This is a genomic window from Collinsella aerofaciens ATCC 25986 (assembly GCF_964237925.1).
In the GTDB taxonomy this organism is placed as follows: Bacteria; Actinomycetota; Coriobacteriia; order Coriobacteriales; family Coriobacteriaceae; genus Collinsella; species Collinsella aerofaciens_BJ.
In genome coordinates this window covers 133,088-154,011 of the sequence record NZ_CAXSKI010000002.1, presented here as the reverse complement: position 1 = coordinate 154,011, position 20,924 = coordinate 133,088, and the positions used below count along the sequence as shown (strand labels likewise).

The window sequence follows — 20,924 nt, the reverse complement described above, 5'->3', positions numbered from 1 at the left end:
GAAGATTGGAGGAACCATGGCACGCGCAGCCGAATGCGCCGCGCCCGAGGGAAGCCAGGACCGCGACGAATGGATGACGGTGATCGAGATGCAGGAGTACATGAGGGCGAGCAGAAACAAGGCGTACGACCTCATCTGGTCGGGAGAGATCGACTCGTACAGGCTCGGAAGGAAGCTCCTGGTTTCGAGGGCGTCCGTGGACGCCTACATCGAATCGAGGAGCGGCAGGAAATGACGGCGGCGACCGCCCCGGGAGCCGCCCGCGGCCGGGCACGCGAGGGAGCCTCGAGACGAAAGGAGCTCGAGGACGACCATGACCAAGAGCACTAGCAGGAGCCAGGTGAGGCTCATCGCATCGACCAACGCGATATTCGGCGCCGACGAGGCGTGCGCGATGCTGCGCATCAGCCGCGACGCCATGTACCGGCTCGCAAAAGACCCCGACGACCCGTTCCCAATCCGCTACATCGGCGGCAAGACGCGCGACGGCATCGTGCTGCACGACGAGCTCGTCGCATGGGTCGAGCGCAACAGCGTCGTCGGCTCGCCCAGAAGGGGCTAGCGCCGATGGCGGCCGCAGGCCCGAGGGGGCGCGACGGCCCCTCCCCGCGCGAGTTCACGACGGTACGGCACTTCATGATGGCGGACCTGGGCCTCTCCGGCCTTCCCCTGCTCGTCTACGCGCGCATCTTCGGCTTCTGCGATGCCGGGTGCGGCTACTTCGAGAGCAAGGGCGGCCTGGCCCGGTTCCTCAACGTGCAGGAGCGCAGCGCATACCGCGCCATCCGCGACCTGCTCGAGCAGGGCCTCATCGAGGAATGCGGCGTGCACGCCCCGGCGCGCGGGCACGCAACCAAGCGGTACCGCATCGTGCGCGAGAGGCTGCCGCCCGGAGCGCTGGCAACCCCTGACGATTCGTCAGGGTTCCCGGCGCGAAAGGGTGACGAGATGACAGGGTTCACCGCGAACAAGGATGACGAACCGTCAGGGTTCGCAGCCCGAACCCCTGACGAGATGACAGGGAAACCCCTGACGATATGCCACCCAATAAGCAAAAGGGACAACAAGGACTTCAGAAGATAAGGAAGGGGCGCCCGATGGACCGAGCGGGACTCATCACCCTGGAGCAGGCCCGGGCCGCCGGGCTCTCCTTCGACGAGCCGGAGCCGAGGGCGTGCCCGCACTGCGGCGCCGCCCTCGAGCCGCTCGGCGCAGCGCTGGCGGGCAGGGTCGCCTGGGTCTCCAGCGCCCCCTGCCCGTGCGAGGGCGCAACCAGCGAGCGGGAGGCCGAGGCGCGAAGGCGCGCGGCCCTCGCCGCCAAGGAGGAGGCCGCCCGCCGGGAGAAGGCGCTCGCGCGCGCGGGCATCCCCAGGCGCTACTGGGCCGCCGAGGCCGACCGCCCCGAGTTCGCCGAGTACATCGCCTCGTTCGCCGGCAACGGAGGCGCCGGGCTCTACATACACGGGGGCGTCGGCGCCGGAAAGACGCACGCCGCCTCCGCCATGGCCAGGCTGTTCGCCGAGGCCGGCTACGACGTCGCCTTCACGACGGCCAAGGGCATGCTCGAGCGCGTGAAGGCCACGTTCGACGAGGGCGGCACCGAGGCGGCCGTCGCGCGGTACGCCAAGTGCGACGTCCTCGTGCTCGACGACCTCGGCAAGGAGGACGCGACGGAATGGTCCGTCGGCACCGTGTTCAGCGTGCTCGACGCGCGCTACGAGGACATGCGCCCGACCATCGTCACGTCGAACTATGCGCCGGGCGCGCTGGCGGACAGGCTCGCGAGGCGCGGCGAGCGCGTAACGGCAGAGGCGATCGCGAGCAGGATCTCCCAGACCTGCAGGCCCGTCTACCTGGGCGGAAGGGACAGGCGCCGGCTCGGCTAGCTTGTGCGCTTCCCGTGGAGGCGCGGACGGCTCGACCCAGCTCGACCCATCGCGGGCGGCCCCGCCCTCCGACGCAATTGAAATCGCTATACACGTCTTGGGCGGCGCCGACGCGCCGGCACGCACGCCTGCTCCGACTCGCACCGTGCCCCCATCGCGAGGACGCCGCCCGCCAAGCAACAAACGAAAGGCGGAGGGCCCATGGACGGCTTCGAGAGGATAACCGGCCGCGAGCACGACGGGCTCGTGGAGAAGTGCCAGGAGAACGGCTGGCTCAAGGTCGGCGGCTTCGACTGGCAGGACGACCCGTTCCTCGAGGAGTACCCCTACGAGTTCTCCCGCACGGACAGCGTCGACAGGCTCCGCGAGGCGCTGGGCTCGGGCAACTGGGCCATACGCCAGGGGTTCTGCTACCGCGACCTCGCGTTCATCCAGCAGGTGAACGGCGGCGACGAGTGGTGGGCGCTCAAGCGCGACGGCGACGCGTGGACCGGCTTCGAGAGCTGGAGCTTCGGCGCCATCGCCCAGGAGCCCGAGCGGTTCGAGCGCGCCATGCGCGACATGTGCGAGGCGACGCCGGAGCAGTGCCGCAGCGGCGAGTGGGCCCATCTGCACGAGAAGTCTCCCGAGCCGCTGGCGCAGCGCGCCGCGTCCGCCCGCGAGGCGAGCCGCGCGCACGCCGGGCAGGAAGCCCGCGCCCCAATGGCGCGCGAGAGGGCCGTCGGGGCCGAATAGGGACGACCGGGGCGCGAAGGCGCCCCTTTTTCATCTCGACTGGAAGGGAGGCGCGGGATGGCGAGCGACTACGGGGACGAGGCGGGCGGCAAGCTGCTCGACTGGATGCTGAGGATCGGCCAGGAGGCCGGCGCCGAGGCAATGGCGCGCAGCGCGAGGGAGCTCTCCGAGCGCCTCGCGGGAATCCGCGGGACCATCGCCGGCGGGCGCGCCGAGGCCATCGCGGCCGACGGCGTGCCGACCTACGCGAAGCTCAGCCTCGAGGAGCTCTCTGGGCTTCCCGAGTACGCGACGATCAAGGAGGTCGTCTCCGACAAGCTGCGCGCCGCGTCGGTCGAGCACCACATCATCCCCGGCGAGGGCCGCGACTGGCTGCTCTTCAAGGTGGAGGACGCCCCCGAGGTCGACGAGGCCTTCCGCCAGCTGGAGCAAGAGACGGGCAAGGCCGCTGACCGCGCGAGGGAGCGGCTAGCCGAGATCGCCGAGAGGCGCCAGGAGCCCGAGCGGCTGGCGGAGCGCGCGGAGCGTGCGCGCGAGGCGTCGAGGGCCCACAGCCAGGACATCGGCCGGGACCGCGGCCCGCGCCAGATCGAGGGGCCCGAGAGATGAGGTGGCAGGCGGCGGCCGCGCTGGCCGCGGCCGCGTTCGCCATGGGAGACGCAGCGGCCGCGGCAATAGCGGCGTCGGGCGCGAACCCGATCCTCGACCCGGAGGCCGCCATGGCGGCGATCCCGGCAGCGCTCCGCGCGGGACACGTCTTCTCCGCGGAGGCGCTTCCCCTGTGCGCCGGGACCGCCTGCGCGTGCGGCGCACTTTTCGCCTGGGCCCGCTCACTGGGGACCAAGGGGGCCCGGCGCGACGGCGAGGAGCACGGTAGCTCCAGGTGGGCCACGCGCAAGGACATCGCGCCCTTCGGCGACCCCAAGGACCCCGACAACAACATCATCCTCACCGACAGCGCGCGCATCCGCCTCGTGAGCCGCAGGTTCGACCTCTCCACCGACACCAACGACAACGTGCTCGTGGTTGGAGGACCCGGCACCGGCAAGACGCGCTACTACGTCAAGCCGAACCTCCTGCAGGCCAACGCCAGCTTCTTCGTGACCGACCCGAAGGGCACGCTCATCCGCGAGATGGGCGGCGCGCTGGCGGAGCTCGGCTACGAGATCCGCGCGTTCGACACCATCGACTTCACGCGCTCCATGCGCTTCAACCCCATAGCCTACATAAGCGACGAGGCGGGAGTCATCCGCTTCGCCCGCGGCATCGTCGCCAACACCGAGGGCGAGGCCGACCACAAGGGCGACCCCTACTGGGAGAAGGCCGAGCGCCTGGTCTACACCGCGCTCACGGCCTACCTCGTCATGCACTGCGAGCCCGCCGACCGGAACCTCGACGGGCTGCTCACGCTGCTCTCGCTCGCCGACGCCCGCGACGACCCGGGCTACATGAGCCCGCTCGACATGGTGTTCCGCGAGCTGGAGACCGGCGAGCGCTACGTCAGGCGCGGCGGCGCCTCGGCGGAGGGCGGTTCGCTGCGCGGCTTCGCCGAGGAGGACGGCGCGTGGGAGTGGGTCAAGGTCCGCGAGCCCGCGCCCCCCGACGACTTCGCGCTCGCGAGCTACCGCGAGTTCCGCGTGGCCGCCGGCGACACCATGAAGTCGATGCTCTCGAGCTGCAACGTCCGCCTGAAGCCGCTTTCCATCCGCGCCGTCCGCGACCTCACCTCCAAAGACGAGCTCGACCTCGCCCACATGGGCGACGAGGGCGCGAAGGTCGCGCTCTTCGCGTCTATGAGCGACACCGACTCGACCTTCGACTTCCTGTTCGCCCTGCTCATGGACACAGCCGTGAGCGCGCTTTGCGCCGAGGCGCTCGAGGCGCACGGCGGCTCGCTGCCCACGACGGTGCACTTCGTCTTCGACGAGTTCGCCAACATCGGGCGCATACCAGACTTCGAGCGGACCATCGCCGTCACCCGCAGCAGGAACATCGCCGTCTCGATGATCGTCCAGTCGCTCTCGCAGCTGAAGGAGACCTACGGCGACAACAACGCCGAGACCATCGTGAACGCCTGCGACACGCTGCTCTACCTGGGCGGCAAGGCGAACGAGACCAACGAGGAGATCAGCAAGATGGCCGGCAAGCAGACGGTGGCGAGCGAGACGCAGAGCGACTCGCGGGGCGCCGGCTGGACCCGGACCGTGAACCGCGGCATCTCCGAGCGCGACCTCATACAGCCCGCCGAGGTGGCGCGCATGCCGCGCGAGGACGCGCTCGTGCTCGTGAACGGGTGCATGCCGCTCATGGACCGGAAGTACCGGCTCGAGCGCCACCCGCGCTCGAGCCTGCTCGAGGAGGCCGCGCGCCGCGGCCCGTTTGACTTCGCGGAGTACCGCAGGCGGAAGGACGGCGCCTCGTGACGGGGCCGCGACGGCGCGGGCCTCCCCCGCCGCGGGGGAGGAACAGCAAGGAACATCGTCAACCGAAAGCAAAGGAGAGCAGCATGCTCGCAAACGTCATCAAGCTCGTGTCGGGCTGCGTGACCTTCCTCGGCGGCTTCCTGGTCGTGTGGGGAGCGGTCTCGCTCGGCCTGGCCATCAGGGAGCAGCAGGGCGGCCCGCAGATCGCGACCGCCATTTCCACCATCGCCGGCGGCGCGATCATCATCGCCGCGTCGGTCTACTTCGGGCAGCTGGACACGTCCTGGCTGCCGGCATAGGGGGCGTCGCGGATGGCGCTCCGGATACCGGTGCAGAAGGACATCGGCGAGTACGAGGAGAAGATCGTCGGGAAGATGAGCCTGCGCACGCTCGCATGCGTGTCGCTCGGCTTCGGCAGCGCGGTCGGGGCGGCGGCCTTCGTCCACCTGGGCCTGCACGCCGACGTCGCGGACGCGGCCTTCCCGATCATGCTCTGCAGCATGCCGTTCTGGCTCGCCGGGTTCTGGCGGCCCTTCGGCATGCGCGCCGAGGAGCTGCTGCCGCTTTTGGCGGCACACGAGCTCTCCCCGCAGCTGCTCGCGTACGAGCCCTGCCTCGCCGGGAGCCTCCCCGAGGGCTCGCCGCGCCCGGGCCGCCCGGGACGTCGCGCGAGGCGCAGGGCAAGGAAGAAAGGAGCCGAGCTCTATGAGCCGAGCAAGAAGCAACAAGGAGAATAGGCCGAAGCGCCCGAGCACCCTCGGGCTGCTCCTCGGCGGCACGGGCGGGCGCAAGGACGCCTCGAAGGGCGCGGAGGCCGAGCGGCAGAGGCGCCGCCGGGAGCGCGACCGCTCGCGCGAGATGGCCGCCTACGTCGGCTACGACGCCATGTACAGGGACGGCATCGCCCAGGTGATGCCCGGGGTGTTCAGCCAGACGGTCGAGTTCTCCGACATCAGCTACCAGTCCGCGCGCAAGGAGGCGCGCGAGACGGCCTTCACCGTGATGAGCTCGCTGTTCAACTACTTCCCGGCGGACTCCCACGTGCAGCTCCAGGTAGTGAACGCGCCCATCCCCGCCGACGAGGTCGGCCGCAAGGTCTTCTTCGAGCCCGGGGAGCGCGCCACCGCCGGGCTCGCCGAAGAGTACAACCGGATCCTCAACGACAAGATGCGCGAGGGCGTCTCGAACCTCGTGCGCCACCGCTACCTGACCTACGCCGTGGGCGCCGACGACGTCGACGCCGCGGTGCCCAAGCTCGCGCGCATCCGGGGCGACGTGGAGCAGACGCTCGCGCGCATACGCTGCTCGTCGCGCGCCCTCGACGGCGTCGAGAGGCTCGAGCTTTTGCAGGGGCAGCTGCGCCCGGGGTCGCGCTTCGAGTTCTCCTGGGACAAATTGTCCCCGACGTCGGGAGCGCGCACGAAGGACTTCGTCATGCCCTCCACGCTCGACTTCAAGCCCGAGGGCAGGTCCGACTGCTTCCGCAGCGACGGGCGCTACGGCGCGGTGCTCGCGGTGCGCAGCTTCGGGTCGGTCATCGAGGAGACCTACCTCGCCTCCATCATCGACCTGCCGCTGCCGCTCAACGTGACGCTGCACGTGCAGCCCATCGCGCAGAGCGAGGCGCTCGCGCTCGTGAAGCGCCAGATCGACTGGATGGACAAGGAGATCATCGACGAGCAGATGAGCGCCGTGAAGAAGGGCTACGACTACCAGATCCTGCCGCCCGAGCTGCGCTTCTCGAAGGAGGAGGCCGAGGAGCTGCTCGACTTCCTGCGCAACAAGTCCGAGCGCCTGTTCGTCTACACGGGCCTCGTCTACACCTGGGCCGACAGCCTCGAGGAGCTCGACCGCCGCGTCCAGCAGGTGACGAGCGTCGCGCAGGGCTGCACGATCGGCCTCGAGCCGCTCCACTTCCGGCAGCGCCAGGCTCTCAACTCGGTGCTCCCGCTCGGGGACAACCACGTCACCGTGAGCCGCTACCTCACCACGGGGCAGGTGGCCATGCAGATGCCCTTCGCCAGCCAGAGCCTCGACGAGGCGGGCGGAGGCTACTACGGGCAGTCCAAGGAGAGCGGGAACCTGGTGCTGTGCGACCGCAAGCGCCTGGCGAGCCCCATGGGCTTCGTGTGCGGCAAGCCCGGCTCGGGCAAGAGCTTCTCGGTGAAGCGCGAGATAACCAACACCGTTCTCGCGCACCCCGAGGACGAGGTCGTGATCTTCGACCCGGCCGGCGAGTACGGCAACCTCGTCGGCGCGCTCGGCGGCGCGAACGTCGAGCTCGCCCCGGGATGCTCGGCGGTCCTCAACCCCCTCGACACCGCCGACGTCGCGGACCGCGCCGACGCCGCCAAGCTCGCGTACAAGACCGACGCGGTGCTCGCGCTCTCGAGCGCGCTCATGGCCGAGGGCCGCGAGGGCCTGCCTGAGCGCGACCGCTCGATCATCGCCCGCTGCGTCGGCGAGGCGTACAGGGAGTGCGCGAGGGACGGCCGCCTGCCCACGCTCGGCGACTTCCACGCGGCGCTGCTCGCTCAGCCCGAGCCCGAGGCCGCCGACATCGCGCTGCGCTACGAGCGCTACGTGAAGGGCGCGTTCTCCTTCTTCAACGGCCAGAGCAACGTGGCGCTCGACAACCGCATCACCAACATCGACATGCACGGCCTCGGCCAGAACATGCGCGTGTTCGGCATGATCACGGCGCTCGAGATGGTGCGCAACCGCGTGATGGTAACGCCGCCGCGCCCCAACTACACCTGGCTCTACATCGACGAGGTGCAGAGCCTCTTCGCGCACCCGACGGTGGTCGAGTACTTCGCCCGCCTGTGGCGCGAGGGGCGCAAGTTCGGCCTCATCTGCACCGGCATCAGCCAGAACACGAGCCACATGCTGGCCAACGCCGAGGCCCGCGACATGGTGCTCAACTCCGAGTTCTTCCTGCTGCACAAGCAGTCCACCGCCGACCTCGACGCATGGGCGGAGATGCTCCAGCTCTCCGCCACGGAGCGCGGCTACATCGGCGACGCCGTCAAGCCCGGCGAGGGCCTGCTCATCAGCGCCGGGATCCGCGTGCCCATCACCGACGACTTCCCGAAAGGCCCGCTCTACGACCTGTGGAACACCAAGCCCGCAGAGGTCGCCGAGCGCGAGATGCGCCGGGCGGCGCGAGAGGCGGAGGAATAGGAATGGCCGGCCCGAGCGAGGGCGGCGGGATGCTCGAGGTGGTCGGGGCGCGGCGCCGCGACGTGCTCACCGCGGGCGACGTCGCGGAGACCGAGCGCGACGCCCTGGGAAACGTCTCGGAGGGCGCCGGCCCGCTCGACGAGGCGGGAGGCCCCGCCGCAACGGCGAAGGGGCGCCCTTCCAGGCCCGACGCGCCGGAAGGCGGGCTCGGGGACAAATTGTCCCAACCAGCCGGCGACCGGCGCGCGGCGGCCGCGATGCGCTCGCGCGTCGATGCGGCGAAGCTGGCGATCGCCCGGGAGGCCGTCTCCCAGCTCGACGACTCGGAGGAGCTCGAGGGCGCCTCGGGCATGTACGACGCGGGGCGTGCGGCCAAGAAGGCCGCGGGAGGGCTGCGGCGGAGGAAGGCGAAGAAAGCAGCCCAAGGCAGCCGCAAGGCGGCGACCGCGCTCGGCGCCCCAAAGGGAGGCGCGCGCGGCCCCGAGGCAGCCGGCGCGACCGCCCCGGCCAAGCACCAGGCGGCCCAGGCGGCCGCGCAGGCGTCGGGCGAGGCGGCCCGAGCCGCGGGGTCGAAGGGCGCCGCCTCCGCGATCGCGGGCGCGGTCTCGGGCGCGGCGCCCGCCCTGCTCGGGGCGGTGGCCGGCATCGTGGCCTTCGTCGCCTGCGCGCTCGCCGTCGCGCAGCTGCTGAGCGCGCTGTTCGGCTTCTGGGACGACGCGGCCTCCAAGCGGGGCCTCGAGGGGCTGCCGCCCTACATCACCTACGAGATGGTCGAGGCGGCGCTCGAGTGCCAGGAGGAGTACGGGCACCCGGCGGGCTGCACCATCGCGCAGATCATCCAGGAGTCCGGCCAGGGCGACCGCATGAGCCAGCTCGCAGAGCGCGACCACAACCTCTTCGGCATGAAGTGGTGGTCGGGCTACGCGGGCTGCCCCGAGGTGGCCGGCAAGGCGAACTGGGCCACCAGCGAGGAGTACGTGCCCGGCGAGCACACCCAGATCACGGCGAGCTTCATCCGCTTCACCGGCGACGCCGAGTGCATCCACTTCCGCAGCAGGGTCTTCCTGCAGGCGGAGCGCTACTCGGGCAACGCCCTCATCCGGGAGGCGATCGAGGGGCGCGACTCGGACAGGATGGCCGAGGGGCTCAAGGACGCCGGCTGGGCGACCGACTCGTCCTACGTCGAGTCCCTGAAGTCGATCATGGCGCAATGGGGCCTCTACCGGCTCGACTCCATGACGGTCGAGGACCTGAAGTACCCGGCCGCGAACGGGAACGCGATCGTCGAGGCGGCGTACAGCCAGCTCGGCGTGCCCTACGTGTGGGGAGGCTCGACCCCCGGCAAGGCGCTCGACTGCAGCGGGCTCACGCAGTACTGCTACGCGCAGGCGGGCATCCGCATAAGCCACTACACGGGTTCCCAGTACGAGGAGCTCAGGCGCATACCGCTCTCGGAGGCGAAGCCCGGCGACATCCTCTACCGCTCGGGCCACGTGGCCATCTACATCGGCGACGACAGGTACATACACGAGCCGCGAACGGGCGACGTGTGCCGCATAGCGAGCGGCATCGGCAGCTTCAGCTGCGCGCTCACCGCGAGATAGGAGAAACCAATGCAGGGAAAGTCAAGGGTCATGGCCGCCGTCGCGGCAGGCGCGCTCACCGTGGCGCTCGGCGCGGGCGCGGCGCGCTGCGCCATCGCCCCGCAGGAAGGCGCGCAGGATAGTCCCCAGGAGCAAGAGCAGCCCGCGGCTGCAGGCGCCGACGCGGCAACCGGGAAGGCCGCCTCGGGCGCCGGGGCGCTCTGGAACACCGCATGGACGGGCGCCGACGACCCGACAGCCACGCTGCGGATCGTCGAGGGCGCCATGGTGGAGAGCGCGGGCGGCACCGAGCGCGCCTGGTTCTTCTCGGCCGAGGAGCCCTCCGAGGCCGGCGGCGTGCTCAGCGTGCCCATCGAGGTCAAGGGGACCGGCGACAAGGCGGGAGGGCTCTCGCTCATCCAGGTCTCGGGCGACGGGGACGCCCGCACCCTGGCATGCGACCTCCTGACGCAGGCCTACGCGCTCCAGAAGGCGCAAGACGGAGCGTTCTCCGTGACCGGCACCGACGGCCGCCTCTCCGAGGCGCTGGGCGCGGATGCCGCCGCCATCGAGGAGGCCGTCGCCGGGAAGGCGGCGGAGGTGTCCCCGCAGGCGGCGGGAGCCACCTGGGACAAGGAGGTGTGGCTCGACTACGCCGGGAACGTCGCGTCGACGACCTTCACGCTCGACGACCCCGCCTCGACGGTGGTCACCGTGGTCTCGCGCGGCGGCTCGCTGGAGGCGATGTAGCCGTGCGGGCGCTCGAGGCGCAGCGCCGCAGGGCGTTCGCCGTCTCCGCCGCGGCGGCGTTCGCCCTCTGCGCGCTCCTGCTCGTCCCCGCGCAGCCGGCATACGCCGACATAGCCGGGGACGTCAACGATTGGCTGTGCGGCCTCCTGCGAGACTGCTGCAACTGGATGTTCAAGGCTCAGACGGGCGTGCTCGGGTCGATCGGCGCGAACGGGATCCTCTCGGCCGACTTCGCGCACATGCTCACGAGCTCGAGCGACCTGACCATGCACGACGTCGCCCGGGGCGTATGGCAGGTTGCCATCCTGCCGATCGGGTGCGGGGTGCTCGGCCTGGTCTTCACCCTGAAGCTCATCGAGATCTCCCAGCGCATGGACGGCAGCCAGAGCCTTCCCGGCGTCAAGGAGGTCGTTTTCCTCCTCGTGTTCTTCGCCGTGTTCCTGTTCCTCATGCAGAACAGCTTCGACCTGATGGCGTCGATCTACGAGGTCTGCGGGCTCGCCATCGACCGAGTCGAGGCGCTCTTCGGCGCCGGAGGCGCGCTCGACCTGCCCGAGGCGTCCGTCGTCACCACCGACGACGACATCCCGTCGCTCATCGCCATGCTCGTCGTGAGCCTCATCAGCTGGGTCGTGGTGCTGGCGGCCTACGTCGTCGCCCTCGTGGTCTGCTGGGCCCGCGCGCTCCAGCTCTACATCATGGCCGCGTTCGCCCCGATCCCGCTGGCGTTCCTCGGCATGGACGCCACGCGCCAGATAGGCCTTGGCTACCTGAAGAGCTTCGGGGCGGTCTGCATCGCCGGCGTCATCATCCTCGTGCTGCTCATATCGTTCCCGCTCGTGCTCGGCGGGCTCACCGGGGCGAACCCCGGGACGGGCACCCCGGCCGACGCGGTCGCGAACGGGCTCACCTACGCGCTGCAGTACCTGGCCATGTGCGTGCTGCTCATCCTGGCCCTCGTGAAGAGCGGCTCCTGGGCGCGCGACATCGTGAGCGGCTTCTAGCGGAAAAGCGAGGAAGGGGGCGGTCGCCATGAGATAGGGGCACCGCGCCGGGGCACGCGTCCCGGCGGATGAAGACAAGGACCGATTGAAAACGAAAAGGAGGAAAGACATGGAAGAGAGGAAGAACGTGTACCTCTCGCTGCACAAGAGCTTCGTGCGCGAGGGCATCGAGTACACCGACCGCGCGACCGGCGAGGCCAGGACCTTCAACTCGGCGACCCTTCCCAAGGGCACCGTCGTCGACGGCGTGGACGTGGGAGGCTACGAGTTCAGCCCCATGTTCGTGAACGAGAGCCGCTTCAAGGGGGCCGACTTCCGGGACATACCGCTGCTCGCGAACCGCGAGGTGTGGCTGAGGAAGACGGTGATGGGCCCGGACGGCCGGCCCGAGCTCGACGAGGACGGCCGCGCGGTCAAGGACACCGTGAAGGTCATGCCCGCGCAGCTCAAGGAGGCCGTTGACGCAGGGCGCTCGCGCTACCTCGCGGAGCGCGCCGAGCACGCCCGCCAGGCGAGCCGCGCCGCCGAGCACGAGGCGCCCCGCGCACAGCGAAGCGTCGAGAGATAGGGAGGCGGAAAGATGAACGCAGCGAAAGACTGCACCCTGCAGGAAAAGCTCCTCCGATGCGCCATGGCGCTCATCCTGGCGGCGGGGGCGCTGCTCGCCTCCGTGGCGGCCTCGCCCGCCTACGCCGCGCCGAGCACGGTAGACGTGTCCGTCGGCGGCAAGATCCCCTACGGCGGCTTCGCCACCACGTGGATGAGCGCCGACGGGAACATCGCCTACTGCGCCGAGCCCTCGTCCCCGACGCCCGCGCCGGGCTCCTACTCGACGAGCCCCGTGCCGAGCGGCGACGTGACAGCGGCGATCTGGTACTCGTTCGGCTCTCCCGGCTTCGACGCGTCGATGTTCCCGGGCAGCTGGTACGACGGCGGCGGCTGGGACGACGCGAAGTACGCCGCGGCGAGCCACGTGCTCATCGCCTACGCCTACTCTGGGTCCGAGTCGGCTGCCACGCACGGCACGAGCGCCGAGTTCGCCTCCTGGGCGAAATCCGAGCTGATCGGCGGGACCTTCGCCAAGATGAAGGCGGGCGCCGGCAAGGTATCCGCCGGGTTCGAGGCGTTCTGCGTCAGGACCGGCGGCGGCTCCCAGACGCTCGTGAGCTTCAGCTGGTCCACGGGCGGAGTCAAGGTCGCCAAAACGGACTCCGAGGCGGGCGCGGAGCCCCAGGGCGACGCCTCGCTCGACGGCGCGAGCTTCTCCGTCGTTAACGAGACCGGCCGCTACGTGCTGGTCGGCGGCAAGTACTACGCCGACGGCGAGGTATGCGCCACGATAAAGACCGCGCCCGAGGACGGGTCGCACGTCGCCGCGACCGGCGCCGACGCGCTTCCCGCGGGCAATTACCGCATCGTCGAGTCCGGCGCGCCCGAGGGCTACGACGCCAGCGACGCCTCCGTCGCGTTCGCCGTGAAGGCCGGCGAGATGCGCGACCTCACGGGCGACCCCGTGACCGACGAGGTCTTCCGCGGCGGCGTGCAGGTGACCAAGTCCGACAAGGAGCTGCAGGCGTCCGAGGCGCTCGCGGGCAGCGGCCACAAGGAGGCGCCTGGCGAGCACCCCGGCCTCGACGGGATCGAGTTCACCGTCACGAACCGCTCGGCGCACAAGGTCCTCGTTGACGGCGAGTGGCGCGAGCCGGGCGAGGCCGTGGCCACGCTGACCACCGCATGGAACGACGAGGCCGGCGCCTACACCGCGCAGACCGCGGCCGACGCACTGCCGTACGGGACCTACGACGTGCGGGAGACGGCGACGAACGGGAGCTACCTGCTGACCGACGGCGAGCCCCGCACCTTCGAGGTCCGCACCGGCGGCGAGATCGTGAGCGCCTCCGCGGACGGCGCCGCGCTCGGGTTCCGCGACCAGGTGGTGCGCAACGACCTCGAGCTCTCCAAGAAGAGCGAGTCCGACAACGCCGGCCTCATGGTTCCGTTCGCCATCGAGAACGCGGCCACCGGCGAGACTCACGTGCTGGTCACGGACCGCAACGGCGACGCGTCGACCGCGAGCAGCTGGAACAGGCACTCGAGGGACACCAACGCCAACGACGCCCTGCTCGGCCATGAGGGTCCGATCGAGCCCGCCGAAATGGACCCGAAGGCCGGCATCTGGTTCTCGCTCGGCGAGGACGGCTCCTCGGCGCCGGTCGACGACTCGCTGGCGGCCCTGCCGTACGGCGCCTACACCATGACCGAGCTGCGCTGCGATGCCAACGAGGGCCTCGAGCTCATCACGAGGAGCTTCTGGGTCGATCGCGACTCGACGGTCGCGAAGGCCGTGTGGATGGGCCTCGACGACCAGGAGGGCCCGCGCATCTCCACCACGGCAAAGGACGGGGCGGACGGCGACAAGGACGTCTCGGCCGACGCCGAGGCCAAGGTCGTCGACACCGTCGCCTACGAGGGCCTGAAGGCCGGCGAGGAGTACGAGCTCTCGGCCACCCTCGTCGACAAGGCGACCGGCGAGCCCGTGGCCGACGCCTCGGGCGTGCCCGTGGAGGCCAAGGCCGAGTTCGCCCCCGCGCTCTCGACCGGCAGCCAGGACGTCGAGATCGCCTTCGACGCGAGCCTGCTCGGCGGCCGCGACCTGGTCGCGTTCGAGAGCCTACGCAAGGACGAGGCCGAGGTGGCGTCGCACGCGGACCTCTCCGACGAGGGCCAGACAGTCCACGTCGCCGTCGAGGTGGGCACGCAGGCGGCCGACGCCGCCGACGGCGACCAGGTCATCGAGGCCGGCAAGGCCAAGGTCATCGACACGGTGGCCTACAAGGGCCTCGTCCCCGGCGAGACCTACATCGCCGTGGGCACGCTCATGGACAAGGGCACCGGAGAGCCGTTCCTCGACAAGGACGGCAACGAGGTGACCGCGCGCACGCCCTTCGAGCCCGAGGCACCCTCCGGCACCGTCGAGGTGACCTTCGAGTTCGACACCGAGGGCCTGGCCGAGGGAGACGAGCTCGTCGTCTTCGAGAAGGTCCTGGACTCCGCCGGCAACGTCGTGGCGGCCCACGAGGACATCGACTCCGCCGAGCAGAGCGTCGTCGTGGACAACCCCGGCACGCCCGAGGTCCCCGAGGAGCCCTACGCCAAGACCGGGGCCGACGCCCCCGACGGCACCGGCTACGCCGTGGCCGCGGGCATCGCTCTGGCAGCTGCGGCGGGTGCGGGCGGGGCGCTCGCGTACCGCAAGCGCAAGACGGCCGGCGCAAGCAAGGACGCGGCAGACGAAGAGCCGGAAGAGTAGCGGCGCCGCATCGATACCGAACCGGAGGCCCTGGGCGCTCGCCCGGGGCCTCCCCTGCGAACGGGGGAGGACATGAACAAAGGGAAAGCCGCCACGGCGCTCGCCATTGCCGTGGCGTTGCTGGCGATGGGGGCGCTCGCCGTCCTGCCGCTGTCCGAGAGGAACCCTTACGAGGTGCACGAGGTGCCTACTGCGGAAGAGGACGCGACAATGGAGGCTCAAGAGACGGGAGGCGGCATCGACTGGGACGCCCTTCCCGCCTCCGTCGTCGCTTGGGTGCGCGTGCCGGGCACGACCGTCGACTACCCGATCGTCCAGGGCCGGCCCGAATCGCCCGACTTCTACCTCACGCACGACGCCGGCGGCGAAAGATCCGCGTGGGGCGCTCCCTACATCGACGCCGGGTGCGCGCAGGGTGCCGAGAGCCCGCTCGTCATCGTCTACGGGCACCACATGTCCGACGGCACCATGTTCGCGCCGCTCGCGCAGTACTCGTCGCGCGACTTCGCCGAGGGGCACCGCACCATCCGGGTCTACACCCGCGAGAAGGCGATCGAGCTCGAGGTCTTCGCGGCCGACGTGGTCGACGCGAGCTCGGAGGGCAAGCGGACCGACTTCGCCGACGCGGCGGAGCTCGCCGCCTACCTCGGGGACAAATTGTCCCGGTGCGAGGTCGTCCTGGAAGATTCGGCGGACATCGCGCATGCCTGGGCCTTCGTGACGTGCAGCTACCAGACGAGCAACTCCCGCACCGTGGTCTACGCGAAGGAGGTGGAAACATGGGATTCGCGCCCTTCGGAATAGGGCTCCTCATGGGGCTCCTCACGCTCACGGCCTACGCCTGCTGCGCAGCCGGCGACGACGACCGAGACTAGGACTTGCAGATCGAAACTACAACCGAATATGGCCCTTCGACCCCTTGCCGCTATATCTCGGCAAGGGGTCTTGCATGTGGTGAGATAATTTACGCACTTGATAGAAACAAGACGCTGCCGGCTGCTTCTCGATAAGCTTCCGGTTGTCCATGAATAGAGGTACGCAATTGGGAAAGATTAAGCTGCAAGACGTCAAAAGGGCCATCGACATCGGAAAAGACGTTCTGCCCTTCGTTGAGCCCGCTGTGAACAAATACGGGCCCGCTCTGATCGACTGGGGGCAGCAAAGGGGGAAGCAGGCGGCAGATAGCCTGGGAGAAGCCAGGGACTCATTCCTTTCAAAGGGTCGGGCAATCAAAGACAAGAAGGAGCAGCAAAAGTCACTCGAGGCATCCCGCAAGAAGGCCGTGGCAAGCTCGCTTCCGCCGATCTCCGCAAAAGATTTCTTCGAGAACTTCGAGAACAACGTCTCCAGCGAAGCCGACCTCAGCGATGGGTACATGGCGATCGCCGGCTGCTACGCCGTCGTCACGATGAAATCGGCACGAGAGAAAGACCCTTCCGCCTACGAGGACGTCTATGTCGGTTGCGGCAAATCCATGGGCTTCAGCATATACACACAGCTTTGCGGTTTCGGCAACATCGACGTCTACGCTGACTTCAAGTTCAAAAGACCAATGATGATTCTGCTCTTCCCGTGTGAGGAGAAAGACCTCGAGACCCGCTATGAGGCCCTCGTCAGGGATCTTCAGGCCGAGGGCTCGTACAACAAATGGGACGTCCTGGCGCGTTCCGATGAGGCGAGATAGGCGCTAAGAGCATGAGCGACAAAGAACTTGCGCCAATCAGCGTCGAGGTCGTTCCCGTCGAGGACTTGGAGAACATCAGGCTCGTCGCGAACGCCGATGCGGGCAAAGAGAACAACGTCGGCATCGGAGAGCGGGCGGACGCCATTCTCGGCCTCGCCTCGGACGTCATAGACCTCGTCGAGGAAAACAGCTCTACAAAGTCGAGGTTCCCGAAGGCTACAGCTTTAAGGACCTCGTCGCCTCGAAGAAGGATCCGGAAGCGGTAAGGGCCCTCGTCCGAGACCCGAAAGGTCGCCTGAGCGGCGACGTCTCCCTCAAAGCCGCTGGGGTCAGCCCCGCACAGATCGCCAGCGTCGGCCTTGCCGCAGCGGCGATGGTTGTCGGTCAGGCGTACATGACCGAAATCAGCGACAGCCTCCAGTGCATCGACGCCAAGCTGGAATCGATCGCCTCCATGATCGCCGGCGACCAGAGGGCGAAGGTCAAAAACGCCCTGGACATCGCTAGGACCTACGCAGCCCTTCATGACGATTACCTCCAAAAGCCCGCCGAGGCACGACAGGCGGCAAGAAACGAGATCGAGGGCAGGTACAACGACGTCGGTCAGGTAATCGATTGGATTACCGAGCAACTCGCCGGCATCGAAGACAAGGCCAGGGACGCCGCTGAGCGCGAAAAAGACCTCGAACCGTTGCTTAAAGAGGTCCAATCCTACGAGGCTCAGTTGGGGGTGCGGCGTGGAGTATGGACCACCGGTTTCTCGGCGCGCGCCTCATTTCTCGACAGCGTACACACATTGTTCGCGTTCGGCGCCGCATCCCCTTTTTCCCAGGATCTTTGTTCCGAATTGAGATACAGACGATCAGAGGCTATCCTGCTCATCAGGATGCTTGCATACTTTGATGGTGCGAGTTGCGGACACGCAAGAGCTACGCGTTTGGTTCGTTTTCAGCGGTGTTGGAAGTATCGGCTCAATGAAAAGCCAAGTTGACATTTTCGTGGACCGAGGCTTAGAAATGGCTTTTCTCGCTTGCGCAGACATGGTGCATAAAAGCGTTTTGCTTGGGAATTCTAACGAAATAAATAACCACATAACGTAAATGCAGCCATAGATACAAAAGGAATCGAATGGCCAGAGAGGATTGCCCTTTCCGATGGTCGATTCTTGACAGGCAAACTCAAGCCTCGTTAATATTACATGGTTTGCCAGACCGAATTAACAAAGGAGGGGTGTCGTGGTTGGTCTTTTCCGCACGTGGATGAGCGCCTAGAAAGCGGCGCTGTTGTGGCGTCGCGCTGTTTTTCTGCACGCCATTTCACGATTGGACATAACCATGATATTTGAAACCTCTCGAGGCAGGTCTGCTCTGCTGTGCCATTCATGGCAATTCAAGCTTTGTTTCGTATGGGGCGGGGAGCTCGTTTCGACATTGACGAGTTCGATTCTCCAAATGGGTCTTATTTGGCATCTCGCCCTCACGACAGGGTCGTCTTCTCTCCTCTCCTTAGCATCGTTGGCAGGCTTTCTGCCGATTGCTTTGTTCGGAATCCTTGCGGGCGCCGTTGTCGACAGACTGCCTTTGAAACGTGTCCTCATCGGCGCCGACCTCTTCATTGCCGCGGTGGGTGCCGCCTTGGCGATTGCCTCGTTGGCCGGCAGCTTACCTGCATGGCTAATTCTCATCGCCCTGTTTCTCCGCGCAGTTGGTACTTCGTTCTACACGCCGGCCTCCCAATCTCTCACGCCCCATCTCGCCCCGCCAGAGCATCTCGTTCGCCTATCGGGGGTGACTCAGGCGATTCAGTCCGGCGGATACATTCTTGGCGCCGCGCTTGCAGCAGTGATTTATCCCGTGGCGGGCATTACCGCCATGATTGCCCTCGACGTGCTGGGAGCGCTTTTCGCTTCTCTAGCTGTCCTCGCCGCGCGGATAGACGCAGGAGGACTCGACGAAGCCGACCACAGTTCGTCCTTTTCCAATAAAGTTCGAGAGCTTTTCTCTGAGATTTCGGACGGCTACAAGCTGATTAGAGGGCACAGGGGGTTGTTCGCCCTTCTTTGGTGCGGGTTCGTCTTCGCTTTCGCGTTCTCTCCGCTCGCGGCATTGTTCCCAATAATGACCTTGGGACATTTTGGCGGTAGCACGGGGGATGCTGCTTTGGTGGAAATCCTTTTTTCTGCAGGCATGCTGGCTGGGTCCGGCATCTTGGCGGTTACGGGAGGGTTCCGCAATAGGTCGTTCACCATGGTCGCCGCGATTGCCGGCTTCGGCATTGCCGCAATCGTATCCGGATCGCTCGGCTCGTCGTTGTTCGCTGCTTTCCTGCCGGTGAGCTTTCTTATGGGCGCATGCTCCCCGTTGTACGCGGGAACCCAGACTGCCCTTATGCAGGAGCAGATACCTCCTGAGTACCTAGGCCGCGTTTTCGGCCTCTACGGAACCATCATGGCGTGGGCCATGCCCATGGGCCTCGCGGCCCCCTCCGTTTTTGCGGATCTGCTTGGAGCTCCGTTATGGTTTGTCGGCTCTGGAGCGACCATGGTACTGCTTGCGATGGCTATGCTGCTTGCTCCGAGCGTCCGAAACGTGGGGAAAAGAGATACCGGGCGGATTCAATAGCCCAAGTATTCGAAAAAAAGAGGCAGCAGCCATCGGTTCACGCGTCAGCCTTCAAGCCCTTGCGACGACGAGGTATTGCGCCGGCATCCCACATCGCGCTCCTTATTCGTCGCCAACTATCATTTTCGGATTTGCCGGCTTGCGCAAGGTCAAAACGCTCGCGCCGGCAATTGGGCAAAGGCGAAAAATCGACGTGAGCAATCTTTTTTGGCATGGCTGCGCTTCCAGTAAAAGGCTAATACACAAAAGGCGGTTCAACCTATGGAACTCATAGTCAAAGCTAAAGACATCTTTTTGGAATATGCCGGCCGCGATATCCTGGATATCGAAGAGTTGGAAATCTACTCCTACGATCGCATCGGCTTGGTGGGAGACAATGGCGCAGGCAAAACCAGCCTGCTAAAAATCCTGAGCGGTGATCTTACCATTGCGGACGCCGACGTCAGGCGCTTCGGCAGCATTGCCCTCATCGGCCAACTCGATGAACTCGACCTTGATGCGGCTCAGGACAGTGGTGAGATGCTCTCCCGTCTCAACGTCGCCGGAGTGGCGCAAGAGACGATGAGCGGCGGAGAGGAAACACGCGCCAAGATTGCCTCTGCGCTCTCCCGGCATGCAAGCGCGATCTTTGCTGATGAGCCTACGAGCCACCTCGACCAAGACGGCATCAGCCTTCTCGTCGGGCAGCTCAAGGCATTTGATGGAGCCCTTCTCATTGTGAGCCATGACCGTTATTTTCTCGACCAGGTGGTGGACAAGATCTGGGAGCTCAAAGACGGCGGTATTTCCGAATTCTGGGGTGACTACACCGACTATCTGCGACAGAAAGAAGAAGAGCGCAAAGTTCAGGCGGCTCGATACGAAGAGGCGATGCGCGAGCGCGAGCGCCTTGAAGCCGCCATCGAAAAACAGCGGAAAAAAGCACGGCAGGTCGACGCCAAGCGGAAGGGTGCGAAAAAAAGCAACGAGTATGCAGGTCGATTGGGGCATCAGAAAGCAACCGGCACCAAACAGAAGAGGATGTACCAGGCGGCTAAGGACATGGAGAAGCGCCTCGAAGCGCTCGAAGGGATTGAGGCCCCCGACAGCATTCGCACCGTGCGGTTCCGCCAGAGCAAGGCCCTGGAACTGCATAGTAAATTTCCCATCTCGGCAGACGATTTCAGCTTGAGCTTCGACGGCTGCGTGCTCTATGATCGCGCGAAATTCGAGATACCGCTCGGTGCCAAAGTGGCCATCACCGGTGGCAACGGTACGGGAAAGACCAGCTTGCTGAAGGCAATCGCTCGACGCGCCGACGGTATCAACATCTCTCCCAAGGCAGAGATCGGTTACTTCGAGCAAACAGGCTACAAGTTCGACGCCCGTCAGTCTGCGATCTCGTTCATGCAGGATGGTTGCGAGTACAGCATGACCGAAATCCGAAGCGTCCTCGCCTCTATGGGAATCGGACCGCGTGACCTGGCAAAGGACGTTGGCGTTCTCTCGGGAGGCGAAGTCATCAAGCTGCTGCTCGCGAAGATGCTGCTGGGCAGATACAACATCTTGCTCATGGACGAGCCTGGAAATTACCTGGACATCAAGAGCGCCGAAGCCCTCGAGCAGATGATGAGCGCCTATGCCGGAACGATAGTGTTCGTCTCCCACGATAAGAGGCTGGTCGAGAACGTCGCAGACATTATTTACGAAATAAAGGACACCAAGCTAGTCAAAATCTTTCAGCGCGAATAACCCTAAATGAGCAG

At 66.8% G+C, this 20,924-nt stretch carries 21 protein-coding genes and 1 pseudogene; all 22 read left to right on the top strand.

Features of this window, described 5'->3' with window-relative positions:
* Positions 1-16 precede the first annotated feature (16 nt).
* The 22 genes and pseudogenes from ACESWY_RS01825 (at position 17) to abc-f (ending at position 20,910) form a co-directional block, all read left to right on the top strand.
* A complete protein-coding gene (locus ACESWY_RS01825; RefSeq protein WP_101677789.1) occupies positions 17-235 on the top strand; it encodes a helix-turn-helix domain-containing protein in 219 nt (72 codons plus the stop codon).
* Between the two features lie 78 nt (positions 236-313).
* Positions 314-562, top strand: a complete 249-nt coding sequence (locus ACESWY_RS01820) for a helix-turn-helix transcriptional regulator (RefSeq protein WP_071129839.1) — start codon at positions 314-316, stop codon at positions 560-562.
* 5 nt (positions 563-567) lie between these two features.
* The gene (locus ACESWY_RS01815; RefSeq protein ID WP_075279313.1) at positions 568-1,083 is read left to right on the top strand and encodes a hypothetical protein; all 516 of its coding nucleotides are present in this window, start codon (positions 568-570) and stop codon (positions 1,081-1,083) included.
* A 14-nt stretch (positions 1,084-1,097) separates the two neighbouring features.
* Complete coding sequence (locus tag ACESWY_RS01810) at positions 1,098-1,886, top strand: ATP-binding protein (protein ID WP_073293320.1); 789 nt, start codon at positions 1,098-1,100, stop codon at positions 1,884-1,886.
* A gap of 201 nt (positions 1,887-2,087) precedes the next feature.
* Positions 2,088-2,621, top strand: a complete 534-nt coding sequence (locus ACESWY_RS01805) for a peptide ABC transporter substrate-binding protein (protein WP_373092585.1) — start codon at positions 2,088-2,090, stop codon at positions 2,619-2,621.
* A gap of 57 nt (positions 2,622-2,678) precedes the next feature.
* Positions 2,679-3,230, top strand: a complete 552-nt coding sequence (locus ACESWY_RS01800) for a hypothetical protein (protein ID WP_075279311.1) — start codon at positions 2,679-2,681, stop codon at positions 3,228-3,230.
* Positions 3,227-5,044 carry a VirD4-like conjugal transfer protein, CD1115 family gene (locus ACESWY_RS01795; RefSeq protein ID WP_373092583.1) on the top strand — a complete coding sequence of 606 codons (1,818 nt, stop codon included), beginning with the start codon at positions 3,227-3,229 and terminating at the stop codon, positions 5,042-5,044. Before ACESWY_RS01800 ends, ACESWY_RS01795 begins: the two co-directional genes overlap by 4 nt.
* Positions 5,045-5,127: 83 nt before the next feature.
* Positions 5,128-5,343 carry a hypothetical protein gene (locus ACESWY_RS01790; protein ID WP_006234636.1) on the top strand — a complete coding sequence of 72 codons (216 nt, stop codon included), beginning with the start codon at positions 5,128-5,130 and terminating at the stop codon, positions 5,341-5,343.
* A 12-nt stretch (positions 5,344-5,355) separates the two neighbouring features.
* Positions 5,356-5,781: a PrgI family protein gene (locus tag ACESWY_RS01785; RefSeq protein WP_073293314.1), complete on the top strand. Its 426-nt coding sequence runs from the start codon at positions 5,356-5,358 to the stop codon at positions 5,779-5,781.
* Complete coding sequence (locus tag ACESWY_RS01780) at positions 5,750-8,227, top strand: VirB4-like conjugal transfer ATPase, CD1110 family (protein ID WP_373092579.1); 2,478 nt, start codon at positions 5,750-5,752, stop codon at positions 8,225-8,227. Before ACESWY_RS01785 ends, ACESWY_RS01780 begins: the two co-directional genes overlap by 32 nt.
* A gap of 2 nt (positions 8,228-8,229) precedes the next feature.
* Positions 8,230-9,831, top strand: a complete 1,602-nt coding sequence (locus tag ACESWY_RS01775) for an NlpC/P60 family protein (RefSeq protein ID WP_373092576.1) — start codon at positions 8,230-8,232, stop codon at positions 9,829-9,831.
* Between the two features lie 30 nt (positions 9,832-9,861).
* Entirely contained in the window at positions 9,862-10,560 is a 699-nt protein-coding gene (locus tag ACESWY_RS01770; protein WP_373092574.1) for a hypothetical protein, read from the top strand.
* Between the two features lie 2 nt (positions 10,561-10,562).
* On the top strand, positions 10,563-11,564 hold the full coding sequence (locus ACESWY_RS01765) for a VirB6/TrbL-like conjugal transfer protein, CD1112 family (protein WP_373092572.1): 1,002 nt from the start codon (positions 10,563-10,565) through the stop codon (positions 11,562-11,564).
* A 109-nt stretch (positions 11,565-11,673) separates the two neighbouring features.
* On the top strand, positions 11,674-12,132 hold the full coding sequence (locus ACESWY_RS01760) for a DNA gyrase (RefSeq protein WP_373092570.1): 459 nt from the start codon (positions 11,674-11,676) through the stop codon (positions 12,130-12,132).
* Positions 12,133-12,144: 12 nt separating this feature from the next.
* Positions 12,145-12,540: pseudogene (locus ACESWY_RS01755) on the top strand (thioester domain-containing protein); the annotation flags it as partial.
* Positions 12,541-12,726: 186 nt separating this feature from the next.
* Positions 12,727-14,874, top strand: a complete 2,148-nt coding sequence (locus ACESWY_RS01750) for a VaFE repeat-containing surface-anchored protein (RefSeq protein ID WP_373092634.1) — start codon at positions 12,727-12,729, stop codon at positions 14,872-14,874.
* Positions 14,875-14,946: 72 nt separating this feature from the next.
* A complete protein-coding gene (locus tag ACESWY_RS01745; RefSeq protein ID WP_373092568.1) occupies positions 14,947-15,678 on the top strand; it encodes a class B sortase in 732 nt (243 codons plus the stop codon).
* A 238-nt stretch (positions 15,679-15,916) separates the two neighbouring features.
* Entirely contained in the window at positions 15,917-16,558 is a 642-nt protein-coding gene (locus tag ACESWY_RS01740; protein ID WP_199408229.1) for a hypothetical protein, read from the top strand.
* A gap of 11 nt (positions 16,559-16,569) precedes the next feature.
* Entirely contained in the window at positions 16,570-16,824 is a 255-nt protein-coding gene (locus ACESWY_RS01735; RefSeq protein WP_197736875.1) for a hypothetical protein, read from the top strand.
* 128 nt (positions 16,825-16,952) lie between these two features.
* The gene (locus ACESWY_RS01730; protein WP_199408227.1) at positions 16,953-17,549 is read left to right on the top strand and encodes a hypothetical protein; all 597 of its coding nucleotides are present in this window, start codon (positions 16,953-16,955) and stop codon (positions 17,547-17,549) included.
* A 343-nt stretch (positions 17,550-17,892) separates the two neighbouring features.
* Positions 17,893-19,179, top strand: coding sequence for an MFS transporter (locus ACESWY_RS01725; protein WP_373092565.1), 1,287 nt, complete (start codon positions 17,893-17,895; stop codon positions 19,177-19,179).
* A gap of 261 nt (positions 19,180-19,440) precedes the next feature.
* The gene (abc-f, locus tag ACESWY_RS01720; protein ID WP_346976427.1) at positions 19,441-20,910 is read left to right on the top strand and encodes a ribosomal protection-like ABC-F family protein; all 1,470 of its coding nucleotides are present in this window, start codon (positions 19,441-19,443) and stop codon (positions 20,908-20,910) included.
* Positions 20,911-20,924: the final 14 nt, after the last annotated feature.

What these genes read in the sequence shown, in the direction of transcription:
- ACESWY_RS01795 (WP_373092583.1), top strand. Translation starts at nt 3,227, where the DNA reads ATGAGGTGGCAGGCGGCGGCCGCGCTGGCCGCGGCCGCGTTCGCCATG.
- ACESWY_RS01735 (WP_197736875.1), top strand. Translation starts at nt 16,570, where the DNA reads ATGAGCGACAAAGAACTTGCGCCAATCAGCGTCGAGGTCGTTCCCGTC.
- ACESWY_RS01790 (WP_006234636.1), top strand. Translation starts at nt 5,128, where the DNA reads ATGCTCGCAAACGTCATCAAGCTCGTGTCGGGCTGCGTGACCTTCCTC.
- ACESWY_RS01725 (WP_373092565.1), top strand. Translation starts at nt 17,893, where the DNA reads ATGATATTTGAAACCTCTCGAGGCAGGTCTGCTCTGCTGTGCCATTCA.
- ACESWY_RS01810 (WP_073293320.1), top strand. Translation starts at nt 1,098, where the DNA reads ATGGACCGAGCGGGACTCATCACCCTGGAGCAGGCCCGGGCCGCCGGG.
- ACESWY_RS01770 (WP_373092574.1), top strand. Translation starts at nt 9,862, where the DNA reads ATGGCCGCCGTCGCGGCAGGCGCGCTCACCGTGGCGCTCGGCGCGGGC.
- ACESWY_RS01825 (WP_101677789.1), top strand. Translation starts at nt 17, where the DNA reads ATGGCACGCGCAGCCGAATGCGCCGCGCCCGAGGGAAGCCAGGACCGC.
- ACESWY_RS01785 (WP_073293314.1), top strand. Translation starts at nt 5,356, where the DNA reads ATGGCGCTCCGGATACCGGTGCAGAAGGACATCGGCGAGTACGAGGAG.
- abc-f (WP_346976427.1), top strand. Translation starts at nt 19,441, where the DNA reads ATGGAACTCATAGTCAAAGCTAAAGACATCTTTTTGGAATATGCCGGC.
- ACESWY_RS01800 (WP_075279311.1), top strand. Translation starts at nt 2,679, where the DNA reads ATGGCGAGCGACTACGGGGACGAGGCGGGCGGCAAGCTGCTCGACTGG.
- ACESWY_RS01745 (WP_373092568.1), top strand. Translation starts at nt 14,947, where the DNA reads ATGAACAAAGGGAAAGCCGCCACGGCGCTCGCCATTGCCGTGGCGTTG.
- ACESWY_RS01815 (WP_075279313.1), top strand. Translation starts at nt 568, where the DNA reads ATGGCGGCCGCAGGCCCGAGGGGGCGCGACGGCCCCTCCCCGCGCGAG.
- ACESWY_RS01780 (WP_373092579.1), top strand. Translation starts at nt 5,750, where the DNA reads ATGAGCCGAGCAAGAAGCAACAAGGAGAATAGGCCGAAGCGCCCGAGC.
- ACESWY_RS01760 (WP_373092570.1), top strand. Translation starts at nt 11,674, where the DNA reads ATGGAAGAGAGGAAGAACGTGTACCTCTCGCTGCACAAGAGCTTCGTG.
- ACESWY_RS01730 (WP_199408227.1), top strand. Translation starts at nt 16,953, where the DNA reads ATGACCGAAATCAGCGACAGCCTCCAGTGCATCGACGCCAAGCTGGAA.
- ACESWY_RS01820 (WP_071129839.1), top strand. Translation starts at nt 314, where the DNA reads ATGACCAAGAGCACTAGCAGGAGCCAGGTGAGGCTCATCGCATCGACC.
- ACESWY_RS01805 (WP_373092585.1), top strand. Translation starts at nt 2,088, where the DNA reads ATGGACGGCTTCGAGAGGATAACCGGCCGCGAGCACGACGGGCTCGTG.
- ACESWY_RS01775 (WP_373092576.1), top strand. Translation starts at nt 8,230, where the DNA reads ATGGCCGGCCCGAGCGAGGGCGGCGGGATGCTCGAGGTGGTCGGGGCG.